The sequence below is a fragment of the Ravibacter arvi genome (assembly GCF_039540405.1).
Taxonomy (GTDB): Bacteria; Bacteroidota; Bacteroidia; order Cytophagales; family Spirosomataceae; genus Ravibacter; species Ravibacter arvi.
In genome coordinates, this window is record NZ_BAABEY010000036.1 from 553,516 (window position 1) to 572,988 (window position 19,473).

Sequence of the window (19,473 nt, forward strand, 5' to 3'; positions counted from 1 at the left end):
AGTCTCCGAAAAAAGAAGTATTGAATAGGATTTATGGAAAATAATACGAAACGGTACTGGAAAGGGCTTGAAGAGCTTAGAAACGATGCAAGTTTCATTAAGAGCTCCGAAAAGGAATTCAATGCTCCGGCCGAAGGCGATGTTTCTTACGAGCACCTTTCTGATGGAACCGGTTCTCATCGTCGGGATTTCCTGAAGGTACTGGGTTTTGGTATGGCGGCCGTTTCTCTGGCTTCCTGCGAAGCGCCTGTTCGTAAGGCGGTCTCTTACGTGAATAAGCCAGTGGATGAGTATCCGACCATCGCCAACTGGTACGCGTCTACTTTTGCCGAGGGTGGAGATTATGCCAGCATTCTGGTGAAGACACGGGAAGGAAGGCCCATAAAAATCGAGAGCAACAAGTTATCCGGTGCGTCGAAAGGGGTAAGTGCACGGGCGCATGCCTCTCTGCTCAACCTCTATGATATCGAAAAGCTGAAAGGACCGCAGAAAGGAGATGCTGCAGCAGATTGGGAAACTATCGATAAGGAGATTTCTGAAAAGCTTTCTTCGATAGCTGCGGCAGGCGGCGATATCCGTATCGTTTCGTCTACAATTCTCGGCCCGTCTACCAAAGCGGTTATCGCTGAATTTATTGCAAAGTACCCTACGACTACGCACGTAGTTTATGATACGAATTCGACTGCTGCCTTGGTTGAAGCCAACAGCCGGTCATTTGGAAAGGCTGTTCTTCCCACCTATGCTTTCGATAAAGCGAAAGTAGTGGTCAGCATTGATGCCGACTTCCTCGGTACGTGGGTTGCACCGGAAACTTTCTCCGGCCAGTTTGCAGAAACCCGGAAAGTTAGCAGCGCAGAGGGAGGAAAACGCGAAATGTCGCGGCATTACCAGTTTGAGTCCATCCTCTCGCTTACAGGATCCAATGCAGACTACAGGACTGCTGTGAAGCCTTCACAGTCGGGTCTGGTCGTTACGGCGCTCTACAACAAATTGGCGGCCAAGCTTGGCGGTACTGCAGTCTCTACCCCGGCATTGGACGTCCCTAACCTGGATAAGGCTGCTAACGACCTGATCGCTGCCAAAGGCGCTGCATTGGTTGTTTCAGGTATTAACGACCCGGCGGTACAGGTGGTTGTCAATGCGATCAACAGCCTGTTGGGAAGCTACGGGGTAACCATTAACCTGGATAGTCCGTCGAATCTGCGTCAGGGGAACGACGTTGCCTTTAATCAATTCGTGAATGATGTAAAAGGCGGGAAGGTTAAGGCCGTGCTTTTCTATAAGGCAAACCCGGTTTACGATCATCCTCGTGGCGCCGAATTGGCTGCTGCATTGCCTAAAGTCGATCTTAGCGTGAGCTTCGGCGATCGTGCGGACGAAACCGGCAGCCTGGTTAAATATATCGCGCCCGCTCCTCATTACCTGGAAAGCTGGGATGATGCGGAGCCGCAGGCGGGGTATTTCAGCCTTGGTCAGCCTACCATTAATTTGATTTATAATACACGACAAGCCCAGACCAGCTTGTTGAAATGGGCGGGATCTGCTGTAAGCGATTACCACGATTACATCAAGCAGTACTGGCGCTCAAATATTTATCCGAAGTCAGGTCAAACGGATTTCGCACAGTTCTGGATCAAATGTCTTCACGACGGGGTCCTTGAACTTGGTGGAGCTCCGGCTACAGCCGGCGCTACTTTCGCCGGTGATGTCGCTGCAGCCGGTCAGGCGGTAGCGAAGCGCTACAAGGCTTCCCAGTCGGGTATCGAGCTTGCCATCTACGAGAAAATCGGGGTGGGTAACGGTGCGCTGGCGAATAACCCCTGGCTCCAGGAGCTTCCCGAACCGGTGAGCAAGGCTTGCTGGGATAACTACGCAGGCGTCTCTCAAAAGACTGCAACCGACTTGGGCCTTCAGCAGGGTGATGTTGTTAAGATAGAGGCGAACGGAAAGGAGATTGAGCTGCCGGTCCTTGTGCAGCCCGGACAGGCGAACGATACAGTGTCGGTTGCTATCGGCTATGGCCGTGAGAAAGCAGGTAAGGCCGCCAATGGCGTAGGAAAGAATGTCTATCCTTTTATCCCTGTGGTCGACGGCTTTATCAGCTTCAATGGCGGAGTCGTAACAGTAGCCAAAACGGGCGGATTCAGGCAAATCGCGCAGACGCAGACCCATAACACGGTTATGGCCCGCAAGTCTATTTTGCAGGAAACTATCCTCGGCGAGTATCAGAAAGACGTAAAAGCAGGAAGATTCTTCCCCAAGATCCATACTTCGGAAGGTCCCGTAGATCCTACGGATATTTCTTTGTGGAACGGACATGAGTATAAAAACCACTCGTGGGGGATGGTTGTAGACCTGAACCTTTGTTTCGGTTGCGGCTCTTGCGTGGTGAGTTGTAATGCTGAAAACAATATTCCCGTGGTAGGTCGCCAGGAGGTGATCAATTCACGTGAAATGCATTGGATGCGTATTGACCGCTACTACAGCAGCGATGCGGAAGTTGGTAACTACAGTGCCATGGAGATTGCTTCGGAAAATCCGGAGGTAACTTTCCAGCCTATGATGTGCCAGCACTGTAACAACGCGCCTTGCGAGACGGTTTGCCCGGTGTTGGCAACGACGCACAGCTCTGAAGGTCTGAACCAGATGGCTTACAACCGTTGTGTCGGAACGCGTTATTGCGCAAACAACTGTCCTTATAAAGTTCGTCGCTTCAACTGGTTCAAGTATTTCGATAACGAGAACTTTGACTACCACTTCAACAACGAGCTTGGGAAGATGGTTATCAACCCTGACGTGACGGTTCGTTCAAGGGGTGTAATCGAAAAATGTTCGATGTGTGTGCACCGCATCCAGGAGGGCAAGCTTCGTGCGAAGAAAGAAAGAAGGCGTGTTACCGATGAGGACGTGAATGTTGCCTGTGCTTCTTCCTGCCCGACCGACGCTATCGTTTTCGGGGACATGAACAACCCTGAAAGCAAGATATCGAAATTGCTGGCGGTAGAGGAGAAAGCAAGGGCTTACCACGTGCTGAGCGAAATCAACGTCCGGCCGCAGGTATCTTACCTTACTAAAATTCGGAACAAAGAAAGACAGGCTGCGCCCAAGGCGTAAATCGGTCAGGGTATTATAGAAAAGGAATAATTTTTAGTTCTAGATAGTACATCAGATTATGCAAGTTACTTCTCCGGTAAGGACCCCTTTGGTACAAGGTGGCAAGACCTACGCCGATATCACAGAAGATATCTGCCGGCACGTTGAAGCCAAACCGACCAAAGAATGGAAAATGGCATTCGGTCTCTCACTTCTTGTCCTGGCTTATGGTACCTACTGTCTGGCTTGGACCTGGTGGGAAGGCTTGGGTGTATGGGGGCTCAATAAGACTGTTGGCTGGGCCTGGGATATCACCAACTTCGTTTGGTGGGTGGGTATCGGTCACGCGGGAACCCTGATTTCCGCTATTTTGCTGCTCTTCCGTCAGAAATGGAGAACTTCCATTAACCGTGCTGCAGAGGCGATGACGATTTTCGCGGTAATTTGCGCAGCATCCTTTATCCTGATGCACATGGGCCGGCCCTGGCTTGCCTACTGGGCGCTGCCGCTGCCTAACGCATTCGGTTCTTTGTGGGTAAACTTCAACTCACCACTGGTATGGGACGTTTTCGCGATCAGTACTTATTTCTCGGTGTCGCTTGTTTTCTGGTACATCGGGCTTATTCCTGATCTTGCTACGATCCGCGACCGTGCAACCAATAAAGTTTCGCGTTTCTTCTACGGCGCTTTCTCCCTGGGATGGAGCGGGTCAGCAAAAACCTGGGCGCGTTATGAGTACATAAGCCTTATCCTGGCGGGTCTTTCAACTCCGCTGGTACTTTCAGTTCACACCATCGTAAGTATGGACTTTGCCACTTCGGTTATCCCGGGTTGGCACACTACTATCTTCCCGCCTTACTTTGTGGCGGGTGCAATCTTCTCCGGGTTCGCAATGGTACAAAACCTGATGCTGATTACCCGGGTGGTGTACAAACTGGAGGACTATATCACGATCGAGCATATCGAGACGATGAATAAAATCATCACGCTTACCGGCTCGATAGTAGGTATTGCCTATATCACAGAATTCTTTATTGCCTGGTACGGCGGCGTGGAGTATGAGAGCTATGCGTTCCTGAACAGGATGGGTGGCCCGTACTGGTGGGCATACTGGGCTATGATGACCTGTAACGTAATTTCGCCGCAGCTGTTCTGGTCCAGAAAGCTGAGAAGAAGCGTAACCTGGACTTTCTTTATCTCGGTGATTGTAAATATCGGGATGTGGTTCGAGCGTTTTGTAATCATTGTTACTTCACTTCACCGCGATTACCTGCCCTCAAGCTGGACGATGTTCTCACCGACCATGTATGACATTGGTGATTATATCTTCTCGTTCGGGCTGTTTTTTACCTTGTTCCTCCTGTTCTCCAAATACCTGCCGGTTGTGAACATGGCGGAGGTGAAGGCCGTTCTGCGTTCTTCGTCCGAAAGGTTGCCTGAAAAAGTAGGCGGCGTGGCCAAGCCCCGGGCAACTGTAGTAGAGGATTAATCGAGAGACCTGATTTTAAATATAGAAAACCGCATATTAACAGAGTATGGCAGCATTAAGCGGAAAGTTTTTAGTGGGAGTTTACGACGACGATGAAAAGCTCCTTCACGCTATTCCGAAAATTCGAAAAGAGGGTGTAAAAATCATGGAGGTTTACACGCCGTTTCCAATCCACGGTCTGGATCATGCTTTGGGGCATCCCAGAACGAAAATCGGTATCGCCGCTTTTTTGTTCGGCTTGCTGGGGTGTACCTGCGTGCTGACCCTGATGATATGGACCATGGGTGTGGACTGGCCAATGATCGTCGGCGGTAAAGATCCTATCTCGATTCCGAACTATATCCCTATTTCTTTTGAGGGAACTGTATTATTTACTGCTTTCGGGATGGTAATCACCTTTTTGATTACTAACGGGCTGAAGCCGGATCCCTATCCGCAGCTTTTCGACAAGCGGGCTACCGACAACAAGTTTGTGATGGCTATCGAGCTCCATAACAACAGAATGTCGGAGGATGAGATTACCAGAGTGCTACGGGATAACGGAGCAGAGGAAGTTAACCTAAAGCAATTTTAATGGCGGCAAATATGAGTAAGCGTATATTGGTCAAATTGATTGGCGGCTGTCTGGTTGGGGTAACTTTCCTGGCATCCTGTGGCAAGAACCCGAATAGCCCGGGTAAAGAATTCGCGCCCAACATGTATAATGGTGTAGGCTATGAGCCTTACCGGCAGATTGAAAAGAACCCACTTAACCCTCAGGGATCCAACCTTTGGCTGCCCGTAGACGGCACTGTTGCGCGCCGTAATTATACGACCAGTTTCGGCGAGGGCGATTCGGTACGGAAAGATTTAATGATTTATAACATCCCGGCCGACAGTATTGATATTGCGTCAAGGGTATTGAAGAACCCGATTCCCAAAACCGATGCGGTGGTAGCAGAGGGACAGGTCCTTTTTGAACGTTATTGCATGCACTGCCACGGAGCTTCCGGGGCGGGCGACGGAAAAGTTGGAAAAGCGTACAAAGGGGTACCTAACTACACGTCAGATGCAATGAAGAGCCTTTCAGAAGGCCATATTTTCCACGTGATCACCTATGGGAAAGCACGGATGTGGCCACATGGTTCTCAGGTTAATCCCGAGGAGCGGTGGAAAATTGTACATTACGTGCAGAAATTGCAAAAGGGGTCTTAATCTATTGAAATAAGCGTTATTTATATTTCCAATGGCATCAGCAGTACATTCCATACCTTCCGTAGACGAACAATTCGTTTTTACAGCGTCAGCAAAGAGAAAGTTGCTCATCGTTGGGGCTGTAGGTGTTGTTTTAGTCCTCCTGGGGGTTTTCTTGATGGCTTCGGGCGGACATGATGTTGCTCACCACGCAGCAGAGGGTCACGGGGCTCACGGAGGTGAAGACCACGGCCATGGTTATCACTGGATCAAAAGAGTTTGGGCCAATTTGTGGCTGAACGGCATTTTCTTCACCGGTATGTCCGTTGCGGGCATGTTTTGGCTTTCTTACAATTATCTTGCTCAGGCAGGCTGGTCAGCTGTTTTCAAACGCATTCCGGAAGCAATGCCGGCGTTTTTGCCGATTGCCGGCGTTGTAATGCTGATTACCTTTATCCTTGGTGGGCATGACTTATTCCATTGGACGCACGCCGGTCTTTATGATCCGAACGGTCCGGAATTCGATCCTATTATTAACGGTAAGAAAGGATACCTGAACACGCCTTTCTTCCTGATCAGGATGGTGATCTATTTTGCGGGATGGTACGGTTTATGGCGGATGATGCGTAAGGCATCATTGGAGGAGGACCAGGTCGGCGGACTTGACAATTACCATAAAATGGTGAAGATAGGGGTGATTTTCCTTGTGTTCTTCGCGGTAACCTCATCTACTTCAGCCTGGGATTTTATCATGTCAATTGACACCCACTGGTTCAGCACCATGTTCGGGTGGTATACCCTGGCAAACTGGCACGTAACCGGTCTGGCAGTAATTGTGCTTTTCGTTGTTACGCTGAAAGAGAACGGTTACCTGAAGGCGGTTAATGCAAGCCACCTTCATGATCTGGGAAAGTTTGTATTCGCATTTTCCATCTTTTGGACTTATGTGTGGTTTGCCCAGTTCCTGCTATACTATTACGCAAACATTCCCGAGGAGGTAGTCTACTTCTGGGAGCGCTTCAACGGGTACGGCGGGGCCTATAAGGCCTTGTTCTTTGTGAATATATTCATGAACTTTGTATTCCCGTTCCTACTCCTGATGACGAGGGACTCAAAACGTACCCCGATTATTATGAAAGTAGCGTGCTGGTTCGTTATCCTGGGGCATTATGTGGATTTCTTCAACAATATCATGCCCGGAACAGTGGGTGCTCACGGCGCCATTGGTCCTTTCGAGATCGGCTGTCTGGCCGTATTCGGAAGTGCTTTTGTGTGGACTGTAGCCAGCCAGCTGGAAAAAGCGAAGCTCATCGCAGCGAACCACCCGATGTTGCAGGAATCTGTTTATCACGATATAGAATAGCCTTTTGCTTATTAGTAGTTTAAAATTATGGAGCTTTTACTTGTCCTACTTGTCTTAGTCGCAGTTGTACTGGCGTTTTTAGTGCTGGGAAGGCTTAGCGGAATAATCAAAGGGCTTAATCCGTCGTCCGATTCTTATGTTGAACCCGGCCAGGCAAATCGTGTGAACGGGATGATGTTTCTGGTGCTGCTGGTGTTGGGAGGAATCGCGATAACCTGGTCTTACCTGCATTCGGCGAAGTTTTATCTGCCGGAGGCTTCCTCGGTACATGGAAGGAGAACTGACGACCTGTTCTGGTTTTCGATGGGGCTGCTGACCATTCCTTTTATTCTTGTGAATGCCGTCCTTTTCATTTTTGCCTGGAAATACCAGTACAGGAAAGGCCGTTCCGCAACTTTCTATCCGGAAAACCACCGCCTGGAGCTTCTATGGACTACTATTCCGGCTGTGGTGATGGCGGTTCTGGTGCTTACCGGCTGGAAAGCCTGGAGTGACATCACTTCGGAAGCTCCCGAAGATGCGGAAGTGATTGAAATTACCGGTAAGCAGTTCGGCTGGATTGCACGCTACGGCGGAGTGGATAACAATAAGCTCGGAAATTACGATTTCCGGCTTATCGATGCTCAGAATGAAGTAGGTATTGATTTTTCAGATGAGAATTCATTCGACGATTTTACAAACCCGAGTGAGCTGCACATTCCGGCCAATCGCCCTGTATTGTTAAAGATCCGCGCCAGGGACGTTTTGCACAGTGTTTTTATTCCTCATATGCGGGTTAAAATGGATGCTGTTCCGGGGATGCCCACCAAGTTCTGGTTTGTCGCTGACAAAACAACTGCTCAGATGCGCACGGAAACAGGTAATCCTGATTTTAAGTATGAAATCGCTTGTACGGAGGTGTGCGGACAGGGCCATTTCGGTATGAAAATGGTTCTGGTAGTTGATGATGAAGAGTCCTACCAGAAATGGGTGGCTTCACAGCAGCCTTTCCTGAAAACTTATCCGGAATATATGGAGCGGGTTCCGGCAAATCTGAAAGCGAAAGCCGCCAAATACGCGGGAGATCAGCAAACGGCCAGTGCGGAGTAACTTCAGGTTGAATTCTGTTTTGTATCGAGAGTCTATAAGAATTACGCGAATATTATTGCAATAAATATGTCAGTTGTAGAAGTAGTCGAGCACGGACACACGGAAGAACATGTGCATCATGAGCTTCCTTTCTGGAGGAAATACATTTTTACGGAGGATCACAAAACCATCGCGAAGCAATTCCTGATTACCGGGATTTTTTGGGCGATTCTTGGGATCACACTATCTATCCTTTTCAGGATTCAGCTTGGCTTTCCCAATGCAGATCTTTCATGGTTAAAGCCGGTTCTGGGAGGCTGGATAACGGAAACCGGTAAGATCGAGCCGGAATTTTTCCTCGCATTGGTAACGATGCACGGAACGATTATGGTGTTTTTCGTGCTTACGGCCGGATTGAGTGGTACCTTCAGTAACTTCCTGATTCCGCTTCAGATTGGCGCCAGGGATATGGCATCCGGTTTCATGAACATGCTGTCGTACTGGTTTTTCTTCGCTGCCGGGCTACTGATGTTTGTTTCGCTGTTCCTGCACACGGGGCCTGCCGCCGGAGGTTGGGTGATTTACCCGCCGCTCAGCGCACTTCAGCAGGCGCAGCCCGGATCAGCACTCGGGATGACGCTTTGGCTGGTCAGTATGGCGTTGTTTATAGTTTCGCAGCTTTTGGGCGGTGTTAACTATATCACAACGGTCATCAACCTGAGAACACGGGGTATGACTTTCAGCCGTTTACCGTTGTCTATCTGGTCTTTCCTGATTACTGCGGTTCTGGGACTTATTTCTTTCCCTGTATTGTTGTCGGCAGCGTTGTTGCTGATCTTTGACCGGTCGTTCGGAACCAGCTTCTATCTTTCTGAAATTTATATCGGTGGTGAGGCGCTCTCCAACGTTGGAGGTAGCCCGATTCTTTTCCAGCACCTTTTCTGGTTCCTGGGCCACCCTGAAGTTTATATCGTTATTCTTCCGGCTTTAGGGATCACCTCCGAGGTAATAGCAACCAATGCGCGCAAACCCATTTTCGGATACCGCGCCATGATTGTGTCTATGTTGGGTATTGCGTTCCTGTCCTTCATCGTATGGGCGCACCACATGTTCGTGACGGGTATGAATCCCTTCCTGGGATCGGTGTTTATGTTTTTGACTTTGATTATTGCGGTTCCTTCTGCAGTAAAAGCATTTAATTACATTTCAACGCTCTGGAGGGGAAATCTTCATTTCACCCCGGGCATGCTGTTCGCAATCGGGATGGTGTCGTTGTTTGTTTCCGGAGGGTTGACCGGGATTATTCTCGGAAACAGCGCTCTCGATATTCAGCTTCATGATACTTATTTTGTAGTGGCGCACTTTCACCTGGTAATGGGGGCTTCGGCAGCGTTCGGGTTGTTTTCCGGGGTTTATCACTGGTTCCCGAAGATGTACGGCAGGATGATGAACCAGACCGTCGGCCAGCTCCATTTTTGGTGTACCTTCATAGGGTTGTACCTGATTTTCATACCGATGCACTATGTTGGTATCGCAGGCTTCCCGCGTCGGTATTACCAGTTTACCAGCTACGATTTTACGAGCATATTCTCGGACATGAATACGTTCATTACAGTGGCTGCCATCTTCACTTTCGCATCGCAGTTCCTGTTTTTGTTCAACTTCTTCTATAGCATTTTTAAAGGTAAGAAAGCACCGATGAACCCGTGGCGGTCTACTACACTGGAGTGGACCACCGATAATCCCGGTCACGGTAACTGGGAAGGTGAAATACCGGCAGTTTATCGCTGGCCATACGACTACAGCAAGCCGGGTGCGAAAGAAGACTTTATCCCGCAGACTGTTCCGCATTCTCAGACGCCAGAGTCCAATTTCCCGAGTGATAATGAACTCATAGCGGAAGAGAGGCAAATAGAATCGCAAAACTATAATGACCAATTTAAAACCGGTCATTGATAACAAGGCGGTAGCCAGGTATAAAAGATGGGCGGCCTGGACTTTAGTCACCTTGTACCTTTTGATCCTCGTCGGGGGAATCGTGCGGGCAACGGGGGCGGGAATGGGCTGTCCGGATTGGCCTAAGTGTTTCGGAAGCTGGGTACCACCCACAGACGTCAGTCAGCTTCCGGAAAACTACAAGGAAATATACGGGGCAAAGCTGAAGGGGGAGATTGAGTTCAACCCCGTAAAGACCTGGATCGAGTACGTGAACCGCCTGTTCGGCGTGTTTACCGGTGGTTGGATTTTCCTGACGCTGCTCGCTTCGGTACCGTTCCTGAAGTCAGACCGGAAGTCGATATTTTTCCTTAGCTTATCGGCGTTCCTGCTGGTAGCGTTCCAGGGATGGCTGGGGTCGAAAGTAGTCTCCACCGAGTTGCATCCGGTGATGATTACATTGCATATGATACTTGCGATCGTAATCGTGTTTGTACTTTTGTTTGCCTATGCAAAGGTATCGTACATCGATCGCATCAGGCTTGAGAAGGTGAAAGAGGCGGACAGGCGTAAATTGAATACCTGGGTGGTCGGTGCCATTTTGATCGCGACGGTGCAGGTCATCATCGGAACCCAGGTGCGCGAAGGGATTGACATAGTAGCAGCCTCACTCGGATATGGCGGACGCGGGCGTTGGGTGGAAGAAGTAGGAATGGCATATTGGGTGCACAGGTCGTTTTCGATATTAGTTCTTTTGTCCGTCTTGGGATTGGGCAACGGGATTAAAAAGTTGACCGGGGAGAGGGGTGTTATGAACAGGCTGGTGCATGTAATGTGGGGTTTGCTTGCAGCTGAAATTGTTACCGGGATTATATTGGGCTATTGGGCCGTTCCCGCAGTTCTGCAACCGGTACATCTTACGCTGGCGATAATTATTCTGAGTATACAATTTGTGTTGTTCCTGTTCCTGAACGCAAATAGGATTTTTGAGAAGCGCAATACCGGTATCCCGGCTGCGTCTTAAGAAGAGAGGATGATGATTACAACTTCTGAACAAAGCATACAGGATTCTTCGGGGCTTTCGGCAAAGGCAAAGGCCCTGTTTGAATTGATGAAATTCAGACTTTCGGCGCTGGTTACTTTTTCGGGTGTGATCGGATTTTGCCTGGGAGCTCCTCATGTGATCTGGACAGACGTATTGCTTTTCGCAATTGCTGCTCTTGCGATAACGGGATCGGCGAATACCATCAACCAGATTTTCGAAAAGGATCTCGATAAATTGATGAAGCGTACCTGCGATCGCCCGTTGCCGACAGGAAGGCTTACCGTAAACGAGGCTATCATTTGGGCGGTCTTCCTGGGCGTGTTGGCAACCGCTATCCTGGTTTTGTTTTTCAATATCCGGGCTGCTGCCCTTGCGCTGTTTTCACTGGTTTTGTACGGGTTTGTGTATACCCGTCTGAAGCGTGTGGGTTCAGTTGCCGTGCTTGTCGGGGCTTTCCCGGGAGCGTTTCCGCCAATGATCGGTTGGATCGCTGCAACGAATCACTTCGGGCTTGAACCCGGTATTTTGTTTGCCATCCAGTTCTTTTGGCAGTTCCCGCATTTCTGGGCAATCGCCTGGGTGCTTGACGATGAATATAAAAAAGCCGGATTTAATCTTTTGCCGTCTCAGGGTGGCAAGGATCTTAATACCGCTATCCAGATAATGATCAACGCATTGTTGCTCATACCAATCGGTTGGCTGCCTTATAAGTTGGGCATGACCGGCATCAATTCCGCGTTTATCGCGACTGTTTTTGGTGTGTTGTTCCTGGCACAGACGTTTCACCTGATGCGCAAGTGTAACGACAGGACGGCACTTCAGCTGATGTTCGGGTCATTTGCGTATCTGCCGATTGTACAGATAGCGTTTTTATTGGACAAGGTTTGAAAATTGATGATGTGATGAAAGAAGGACGTTCAACTGTTGCAGAGTTCGGGAGTAAGCCAAATGACACCCTCAGCATGGATCCGGTAAAGTTCATGGTTTGGTTGCTTCTTTTGGCAAGTGTGATGCTGTTTGCGTCTCAAACCAGTGCATATTTAGTAAAAAGAGCAGAAGGAAACTGGCTTGAATTCACTATTCCGGGTATTTTTACCTATAGCACAATTGTTTTGGTGCTGAGTAGCGTAACCATGCATTGGGCATATCTGGAAGCAAAGAAGGATAATTTCTCCAAATTGAAGCTCGCCGTGACCGTTACCTTTTTGCTGGGCGTGGTTTTCCTGGCAATGCAGGTGCTTGGCTGGGGAAAGCTGGTGGAGATGAATGTTTATTTCGTGGGCAACCTGGCGGGATCGTTCTTCTATGTGTTTACGTTTCTTCACCTTGTGCACCTCATTCTGGGCTTGTTAGCCTTGTTGAGCACATTGTGGGCAGCTACCAAAATGAAAGTACATTCCAAAAGACTCAGAAGAATTGAGGTTTGCGCGACGATCTGGCATTTTCTGGACATTTTGTGGATTTATCTTTTTGTGTTTCTTTTGACTTTTAATTGAATTTATAATTTGTATTAACCAATGGCGTCGACTGTTACATCAACTTCTGGTGAACCTAAACTTTGGCTTGGTGGGGTAGAACCTATGAAGGCAAGCTACGGGAAATTGATGATGTGGTTTTTCCTCATCTCTGATACTTTTACCTTCTCGGCTTTGCTGGTCTCATATGGGCTAATCCGTTTCAGCTTCCCTGCCTATTCGGGTGAAGTGGCAGATTTTGCATTCTCTAACCTGTATTGGCCAATCCCCGAAAAAGTTTTTGCAGCGGTGCCGTTCCTGCATGGCGTTTACCTGCCACTGGTATTCGTCGGGATCATGACGTTTATCCTTATTTTCAGTAGTGTCACAATGGTTCTGGCTGTAGAGGCCGGGCACCGGATGGACCGCAAAAATGTTGAAAAATACCTGCTTTGGACCCTGTTGGGTGGAATTACCTTCCTGGGTTGCCAGGCTTGGGAATGGGCGCACTTTATTCACGGAACCGATGAAGGGTCTGTAGTGAAAGAGCTCATTAATGGCCAGTGGATTGAACGTACTGTTTTTGGCGCCTCGCTGAAGGAAAACCAGTATGGACCGGTACCTTTTGCGGATCTGTTCTTTTTCATAACAGGCTTCCACGGAACCCACGTATTCAGCGGTGTGATTTTGAATTACCTTATTTTCTACCGGACGTCCACAGGATTTTACGACCGGAGGGGAAGCTATGAAATGGTTGAGAAGGTCGGTTTGTACTGGCACTTCGTTGACCTGGTTTGGGTATTCGTTTTCACGTTTTTCTATCTGGTTTAAAAATTTAAAGTATAGCTTACTGTTATGGCAGATTCGCACAGTCACCACATTCCTGCAGATGGCGGGGCAGCTCAGAGAAAAGTCATTTGGAAAACATTCTGGATCCTGCTGATCTTAACAGGGCTCGAGTTCCTTATCGCGTTTACAATGCATCATGGCGTACTGAGAATTTCTATTTTCGTAGGGATGACCATCGTGAAAGCGTTCTATATCGTGGGTGAATTCATGCACCTTAAACACGAAACCAAATCACTAATATGGACCATCCTGGTGCCGTGCGTGCTGGTACTCTGGTTGCTGGTAGCTTTAATGGTTGAAGGCGGTTCGATTTTCCAGGAAGTGCAGGTTTTTAAATTCTTCAATTAGGAATGTCCAATATCAAAAAGGCCGGGATGCTGATTGTCTTATTAGCATTACCGGCTTTTTTCTTTGTTTTTCTGAAGCTTTTCGGTTCTAATCACTACGACCTTCCTTACTTTCACCCCTTGCGCGACCCGGGCAACCGTGTGCTAATGAATGGTGCTGATACGGTGTATTACGCGCTTAGTGAACCGCTGGGACGGACCGGCGCCGGCGATACGCTTACCGCCGGTGTGCTCGAAAGCCATATCAATCTTTTTTTGCTGCCGGCGCGGCTTGAGGGGACGGGTGAACGAAGGGTGGCTGCTGTCGAAAGATTGGAGGAACGGTTGAAGGATGTAGCCGATGTACAGCTTTTCGTCCTGGATACACCCGGACGGGATACACTTGCTTCGGCGCAGTTCCCGGGTTTGGCCGTGACAAGTCTTCAGTTATCCGCCCCGGCCTGGACCACTTTGCTGAAACTTGATAACCTGAGCACGGTGGAGGGAACTTTAACGCACGCAACGTCATTGGTATTGGTAGACGGGAAGCGGCATATCCGGGGTTACTACGACGTATTAAACCCGGATGATTTTGACCGGGTCCTGGCTGAAGTAAAAATATTGGCTTATCAAAAGAAGATGGCCGCTAAAAAGTAAGTAACGTATGAATTTGGAAAAGCAGGCCGTCTACAATCGTTGGATTAACATCCTGGCAGTTGTGATCCCCCTGGTGGTGGCCCTTTTATTGGGTATCAGGCAGAAAATTGATTTAGGGGAATGGACGAAGGCGCTCCCCCACCTGAACGGCGGTATCAACAGCCTCACTGCTGTGTTGCTGCTGGTAGGAAGATGGTATATCAAAAAAGGAAATATTGCCGTACACCGGCGGGTCATGACCGGTGCATTCCTCCTGGGTTCGGCTTTCCTGGTTTCGTACGTTCTCTACCACGTTTCGAACGATTCGACGAGCTTCGGCAGCGTTAACCCGTTTGTGCGCGGCATCTATTATTTTCTGCTGATCAGCCACATTGCGCTCTCCGTTGTAGTGGTGTGGTTCGTATTACGGGCCGTCTATTTTGCTTTCAGCGGCCAGATCGAAGCGCACAGGCGCGTAGTGAAATATGCCTATCCGATCTGGTTGTATGTGAGTATTACCGGTGTAGTTGTATATTTGATGATAAGTCCGTATTACTCGTGAAGGCGAGGAGGGGCGCGTGCAGCCCGGCTACCCGAAATCGGCCCACGCCTCAAGACTCATGCCTCAAACCTGTCTACAGATGAAAAAGCTATTTTTTAAATTCAGCGGGATATTGTTGATCGTTTTGTTGAGCAGTGTGGATATCCTGGCTCAATGTGCCATGTGCCGCGGGTCCGTCCAGAGTACCATCGGAAACGGCCGGAACAGCGTGGGGATCGGAATTAATACCGGCATCGCCTACCTGTTTGTATTTCCTTACCTGGCCATTGCTTTTATCGGGTACTTCTGGTACCGTAATAGTACCCGCCAGCTAAAAGAAAGGCAAATGGTTTCCAGCCGCGTTCAGCAGGCAATGGGCGGTCACGACCAGCAATAGCGTCAATCCCAGATCGGGTAATGCTGCAGTTGGATTTTTGATCCGAAGAAGATCTTGGTAGAGGATTCGAACGAAGTAGTATAATCCGATACAAAAAAATCCCTGGTGCCATTTCCGGCAGGGTTTACCAATGAGTTTTGCTCCAGCCATGTTTTTACCGACCGGGCTACAATCTCGGAAGTATTGAGTACCTCAACCGCTCCTTTGTAATAAGATTCTATTTCCGGTTTCAGCAGCGGGTAGTGGGTGCATCCGAGTATCAGCGCGTCGATGTCGTTCAGCTCCGGGTCTGAAAGGTATTGGTTCAGAACACTCAGACTGATGGAGTGGTCAAAGAAGCCTTCCTCAATCATGGGGGCCAGTAATGGTGTCGCCAGCGACTTTAAGGTGATTCCCTTTCCCAGAAGATCAATTTTCTTTTTATAGACGTTCGATTGAACGGTCTGCCTCGTTCCGATAAGCCCGATGGTACGGTTGCCGTGATGGGCGCCGATGTAATCGATCACCGGGTCGATCACGTTCAGTATTTTTGCTTTTGACCCCACATATTCCCGTACCAGGTCGAATGCAGCGGCAGATGCCGAGTTACAGGCGATCAGGATGAGCTTACAGTTCTGCTGTAGCAGCATGTTGCAGATTTTGATGCAATAGGCCTGGATCGCAGCCGTTGACTTGTCACCGTAAGGCAGGTGCGCGGTGTCGCCGAAGTAAATCATGTTCTCGTCGGGAAGCAGATCGGCCAGTGCTTTTGCGACCGTCATGCCGCCAATACCGCTATCAAAAATCCCAATTGGTTCGCCGGCGTCCGCCATAGACAAAAAAAGTTTTAACCAGGTGCAACTTGAAACATGCGAAGATGCATCTTGTTGTTGAAAGTCTTTAAAATAGATGGGTAAAATTTTGCAGCTGTTCAGCCACGAGACTCAATTGATCCGCGCGCTCCGGGCACGGGATCCGAAGGCACAGCGATTGCTGTTCGAAAAGTTTTCCGGCAGGATGATGACGGTTTGTGTCCGTTACGTCGGTGACCGGATGACGGCTGAAGACATTTTGGTGCAGGGTTTCATGAAAATTTTCGACGCTATCTCCCAATTCAGGGAGGAGGGAAGCTTTGAGGGATGGATGCGGCGTATTATGGTAAATGAAGCGCTCGCTTTTCTAAGGCAGCAACGCAGGCTTCTTGAAAATGCGGACCTGGCGGAAGCACATTCGATTCCGGATTACCAGTATGCAGATGAGCATCTCCATGCATCGGAGATTATCCGGATGATCGAGAAGCTTCCTCTCGGTTACCGGACTGTCTTTAACCTGTATGCAATTGAAGGTTTTACTCATATGGAAATCGCAAAAATGCTCGGTATTACCGAAAGCACCTCCAAGTCGCAATTGCATCGGGCCCGGGCAAGTTTACAGGAGATGGTGGCGAAATGGGAAGCCGATTCAGGAAATGGAACAAATTTGAATGACAGCTTGTCGAAATCGATATAGTGATGGATAGCAAAGCAAATAACGAGCGACTGGACGAATTGTTCAGGAGTAAACTGGAAACCTTCGAGACACTAGCAGGAGACCGGGCCTGGGAAAAGCTGCAAAAGGCGCAACGCCCCGCCAGTAGGTTCCCCGCGCCAACGCGGTGGATAGCGGCAGCGGTGGTGGCCGGCGTTTGCCTGGCAGCCGGGTTCTGGTTCGGTATAGAGCGGGAAGAGGAAGCCATGCTGACGGCTGCAGATGCTCCGGTCCGGAAGGAGAATACGGGTCGTCTGGAAGAAAAGGAAAAAGCGGCTCCGGCCGAAAATGGAATACAGGCAGTAGTTTCCGAGCATGAAAGGAAGGACGAAACAGCCCAGACAATGGCTGCCGAAGAGAAGCGTGAAAAGGAGGTGGTGGTGTCTTCACGAAAAGGGTCTGGGGCGAAGGATAGCGTGTCTCCGCCGGTGGAATTACCTCAACCGGTTCCGAGTGACAGCGGCAAGCTAAATACGCCGGTCGGTGCAACCGGCGAACCGGCAACACGGGTTTTGGTGGTGTACGTTACGCCGGTCCCGCTTGATGAGACCCCGGCGATGGAAAAAGAACCGGAGATAGTGGCGCAGGCTGCAGCCGTAGAGGAAGCTCCAGTTAAAAAGAAACGTGGGATTCAGCGCTTTTTCAAGCAGCTGAGGAACGCGAAGACGGGCGAGAAAGTGGATTGGGAAGAACTGGGCCTGTCACCGCAAAAAACTTATGCCAATGTGGAAACTCCCGTCGGCAGCCGGCAACAGCATTACCAGAAGAAAGGAAATTAAACGGGGTCGAATATGAAAAGCAGTTGTATTATTCTGTCGGTTGCCGGTCTGTTGGGCCTTCAGCTGGCACAGCCCGCAGCGGCACAGCACACATTAAAGGATTCCGTTATTATCTCCTTTAATGAGCAAACCAAGATGGTCATCTACGGAACGGACCGTAAGGAAATTGAAAAGTTGTCTCAGTACGATTTTAACCGCCTGATAAAGGATGTGCTGTCCAAACTGGATTCGGTCACTCCCTCGAACGGGGTTTCAAAGGATTGGGTGGATGGACAGCACTACCTGAAGGAGGAGGCGAAGAAGCCGAAAGCGGAGGAGCAGCGGCAGGAGGATAAACGACCTTCGGGCAAGGGGCAGGTGGCGCCGGATGATGACGCCGGGTTTGACGAGGGAGAGACCATTATCCGGGTTACAAAAACTTTCAGAACGTCTGACGGCTACCAGGAAGTCACTACTGATACGGTTGTGGTGAGCCCGCAGATCCGCCGGATACGAAGAAGTCCGCGCCAGGGAATTGATTTCAAGATCGGGTTGAATACCTATGGCGACAGAAGTCCCGAGGGATATCGGCCGGAGGAGTTTGACCTGCGGCCCGGTGCGTCACGGTATATCAGCCTGGGCGGTGTGAAGAGCATACCATTGGTGCGCGGGCGGCGAAGCGGTTTTTTCATGGACCTGGGCTTGGACATATCCTGGTATAACCTGATGTTCCAGGGGAATGAAGTGATCAGGAAGGAAGACCAGCGGGTCGCCTTTCCTACCTTGCCCGATGGAAACGGCGTGCTGGCTTTGAAGAAGAGCAAGCTGGTTGCGCCACACGTCAATTTGTCGGTGATGCCAACGCTTACCTTTGCCGGATCGGTTTTCTCACATGTAAGCGCCGGGATGTACGCGGGTTACCGGTTGGGCGGGTATCATACGAGCAAGCCGGTTGGCGGGGCGAAGTCAAAAGTATCGGGCGACTATTATATGCGGGACATCCGTTATGGCGCTGCTTTTGAATTGGGGCTCCGGGCGTTCCCCGACCTTTTTGTCAACTACGATTTTAATAGTCTGTTTGAAGCCGGACGAGGCCCCCAGGTTAGAATGCTGAGCTTCGGGCTGAGAATTTAGGCGGCCAGAATGGAGAGTTTTGATCGCAGTGACCGGCAACCGGGGAGCATTTGCTTTTGCGGTTGCCGGTCACTGTGTTTTCGCCGGAGGGTCTAAATGCCTGATAACGTGGGTCTTTTGCAGGTCTTTGGAGAGCACCCCGGAGCAGGTGCGAAAAAAAAGAAAATATTTTTTGTAAAAGGCTTTGGATCTATCGCAAAAGCCGATAATTTTGCGACTCCAAAATCTTAATGAAGGTTTTGGCAGGCAAGTAAAAATTGCAATCGGGGGTGTACCAGAGTGGCCAAATGGGGCAGACTGTAAATCTGCTGACTTATGTCTTCGGTGGTTCGAATCCATCCGCCCCCACGATCCGGTTAGTTTTTTTGCAAAGGGTTAACCGGGAGTACCAAGAAATGCGGAAGTAGCTCAGTTGGTAGAGCGATAGCCTTCCAAGCTATAGGTCGCGAGTTCGAACCTCGTCTTCCGCTCCACTAGAAAGCAAGCCCTGTCCCATTAAGGGCTTGCTTTTTGGGGTTTATCGGCCATCGGTTTTGTAAGTGGAACCAAGTGCTAGGCAGGAGTGGGATTTACACAGCCGATGTGTTTTTTCTCACTTTCAGACTTTTAGGCCGGATACAAAATATTGCCTTTGTAGCTCAGGGGTAGAGCACTTCCTTGGTAAGGAAGAGGTCAGGGGTTCAAATCCCCTCAAAGGCTCGGAGAG

General features: G+C 49.5%; 19 protein-coding genes and 3 tRNA genes. 21 read left to right on the top strand and 1 reads right to left on the bottom strand.

Features of this window, described 5'->3' with window-relative positions; translation table 11 throughout:
- Positions 1 to 33: 33 nt before the first annotated feature.
- The 15 genes from ABD852_RS21950 (at position 34) to ABD852_RS22020 (ending at position 15,369) form a co-directional block, all read left to right on the top strand.
- Positions 34 to 3,114 (top strand): TAT-variant-translocated molybdopterin oxidoreductase, encoded by a 3,081-nt coding sequence (locus ABD852_RS21950; RefSeq protein WP_345032863.1) that lies wholly within the window; start codon positions 34 to 36, stop codon positions 3,112 to 3,114.
- A 58-nt stretch (positions 3,115 to 3,172) separates the two neighbouring features.
- Entirely contained in the window at positions 3,173 to 4,582 is a 1,410-nt protein-coding gene (nrfD, locus tag ABD852_RS21955) for an NrfD/PsrC family molybdoenzyme membrane anchor subunit (RefSeq protein WP_345032864.1), read from the top strand.
- Positions 4,583 to 4,628: 46 nt separating this feature from the next.
- Positions 4,629 to 5,156: a DUF3341 domain-containing protein gene (locus tag ABD852_RS21960; protein ID WP_345032866.1), complete on the top strand. Its 528-nt coding sequence runs from the start codon at positions 4,629 to 4,631 to the stop codon at positions 5,154 to 5,156.
- Between the two features lie 11 nt (positions 5,157 to 5,167).
- Positions 5,168 to 5,776, top strand: a complete 609-nt coding sequence (locus ABD852_RS21965) for a c-type cytochrome (RefSeq protein ID WP_345032868.1) — start codon at positions 5,168 to 5,170, stop codon at positions 5,774 to 5,776.
- Between the two features lie 31 nt (positions 5,777 to 5,807).
- Positions 5,808 to 7,118, top strand: coding sequence for a quinol:cytochrome C oxidoreductase (locus ABD852_RS21970; protein ID WP_345032871.1), 1,311 nt, complete (start codon positions 5,808 to 5,810; stop codon positions 7,116 to 7,118).
- A 27-nt stretch (positions 7,119 to 7,145) separates the two neighbouring features.
- Positions 7,146 to 8,207: a cytochrome c oxidase subunit II gene (locus tag ABD852_RS21975; RefSeq protein WP_345032872.1), complete on the top strand. Its 1,062-nt coding sequence runs from the start codon at positions 7,146 to 7,148 to the stop codon at positions 8,205 to 8,207.
- Between the two features lie 66 nt (positions 8,208 to 8,273).
- Positions 8,274 to 10,142, top strand: coding sequence for a cytochrome c oxidase subunit I (locus tag ABD852_RS21980; RefSeq protein WP_345032873.1), 1,869 nt, complete (start codon positions 8,274 to 8,276; stop codon positions 10,140 to 10,142).
- Positions 10,117 to 11,145: a COX15/CtaA family protein gene (locus tag ABD852_RS21985; protein WP_345032874.1), complete on the top strand. Its 1,029-nt coding sequence runs from the start codon at positions 10,117 to 10,119 to the stop codon at positions 11,143 to 11,145. The genes ABD852_RS21980 and ABD852_RS21985 overlap by 26 nt, the downstream gene beginning before the upstream one ends.
- A gap of 12 nt (positions 11,146 to 11,157) precedes the next feature.
- The gene (gene cyoE / locus ABD852_RS21990) at positions 11,158 to 12,054 is read left to right on the top strand and encodes a heme o synthase (RefSeq protein WP_345033165.1); all 897 of its coding nucleotides are present in this window, start codon (positions 11,158 to 11,160) and stop codon (positions 12,052 to 12,054) included.
- A 14-nt stretch (positions 12,055 to 12,068) separates the two neighbouring features.
- Positions 12,069 to 12,662: a cytochrome c oxidase subunit 3 gene (locus ABD852_RS21995; RefSeq protein WP_345032875.1), complete on the top strand. Its 594-nt coding sequence runs from the start codon at positions 12,069 to 12,071 to the stop codon at positions 12,660 to 12,662.
- A 21-nt stretch (positions 12,663 to 12,683) separates the two neighbouring features.
- Positions 12,684 to 13,451, top strand: a complete 768-nt coding sequence (locus ABD852_RS22000; RefSeq protein ID WP_345032876.1) for a cytochrome c oxidase subunit 3 — start codon at positions 12,684 to 12,686, stop codon at positions 13,449 to 13,451.
- A gap of 24 nt (positions 13,452 to 13,475) precedes the next feature.
- Positions 13,476 to 13,817: a cytochrome C oxidase subunit IV family protein gene (locus ABD852_RS22005; protein ID WP_345032877.1), complete on the top strand. Its 342-nt coding sequence runs from the start codon at positions 13,476 to 13,478 to the stop codon at positions 13,815 to 13,817.
- Positions 13,818 to 13,819: 2 nt separating this feature from the next.
- A complete protein-coding gene (locus ABD852_RS22010; protein WP_345032878.1) occupies positions 13,820 to 14,452 on the top strand; it encodes a hypothetical protein in 633 nt (210 codons plus the stop codon).
- A gap of 7 nt (positions 14,453 to 14,459) precedes the next feature.
- Positions 14,460 to 14,993 carry a DUF420 domain-containing protein gene (locus ABD852_RS22015; RefSeq protein WP_345032879.1) on the top strand — a complete coding sequence of 178 codons (534 nt, stop codon included), beginning with the start codon at positions 14,460 to 14,462 and terminating at the stop codon, positions 14,991 to 14,993.
- Between the two features lie 79 nt (positions 14,994 to 15,072).
- Positions 15,073 to 15,369, top strand: coding sequence for a hypothetical protein (locus ABD852_RS22020; protein ID WP_345032880.1), 297 nt, complete (start codon positions 15,073 to 15,075; stop codon positions 15,367 to 15,369).
- A gap of 2 nt (positions 15,370 to 15,371) precedes the next feature.
- Here ABD852_RS22020 and murI read toward each other — a convergent pair whose 3' ends face one another.
- Positions 15,372 to 16,181 carry a glutamate racemase gene (gene murI / locus ABD852_RS22025; RefSeq protein WP_345032882.1) on the bottom strand — a complete coding sequence of 270 codons (810 nt, stop codon included), beginning with the start codon at positions 16,179 to 16,181 and terminating at the stop codon, positions 15,372 to 15,374.
- 76 nt (positions 16,182 to 16,257) lie between these two features.
- Here murI and ABD852_RS22030 point away from each other — a divergent pair, with 76 nt between their 5' ends.
- The 6 genes from ABD852_RS22030 to ABD852_RS22055 all read left to right on the top strand — a co-directional run bounded on the left by ABD852_RS22030 (position 16,258) and on the right by ABD852_RS22055 (position 19,466).
- Positions 16,258 to 16,857: an RNA polymerase sigma factor gene (locus ABD852_RS22030; RefSeq protein ID WP_345032884.1), complete on the top strand. Its 600-nt coding sequence runs from the start codon at positions 16,258 to 16,260 to the stop codon at positions 16,855 to 16,857.
- 2 nt (positions 16,858 to 16,859) lie between these two features.
- Positions 16,860 to 17,654 carry a hypothetical protein gene (locus ABD852_RS22035; RefSeq protein WP_345032886.1) on the top strand — a complete coding sequence of 265 codons (795 nt, stop codon included), beginning with the start codon at positions 16,860 to 16,862 and terminating at the stop codon, positions 17,652 to 17,654.
- Positions 17,655 to 17,666: 12 nt separating this feature from the next.
- Positions 17,667 to 18,767 (top strand): porin family protein, encoded by a 1,101-nt coding sequence (locus ABD852_RS22040; protein ID WP_345032887.1) that lies wholly within the window; start codon positions 17,667 to 17,669, stop codon positions 18,765 to 18,767.
- Positions 18,768 to 19,032: 265 nt separating this feature from the next.
- Positions 19,033 to 19,115: transfer RNA gene (locus ABD852_RS22045), tRNA-Tyr, on the top strand.
- 49 nt (positions 19,116 to 19,164) lie between these two features.
- Positions 19,165 to 19,240, top strand: a tRNA-Gly gene (locus ABD852_RS22050).
- A 154-nt stretch (positions 19,241 to 19,394) separates the two neighbouring features.
- Positions 19,395 to 19,466: transfer RNA gene (locus ABD852_RS22055), tRNA-Thr, on the top strand.
- Positions 19,467 to 19,473: the final 7 nt, after the last annotated feature.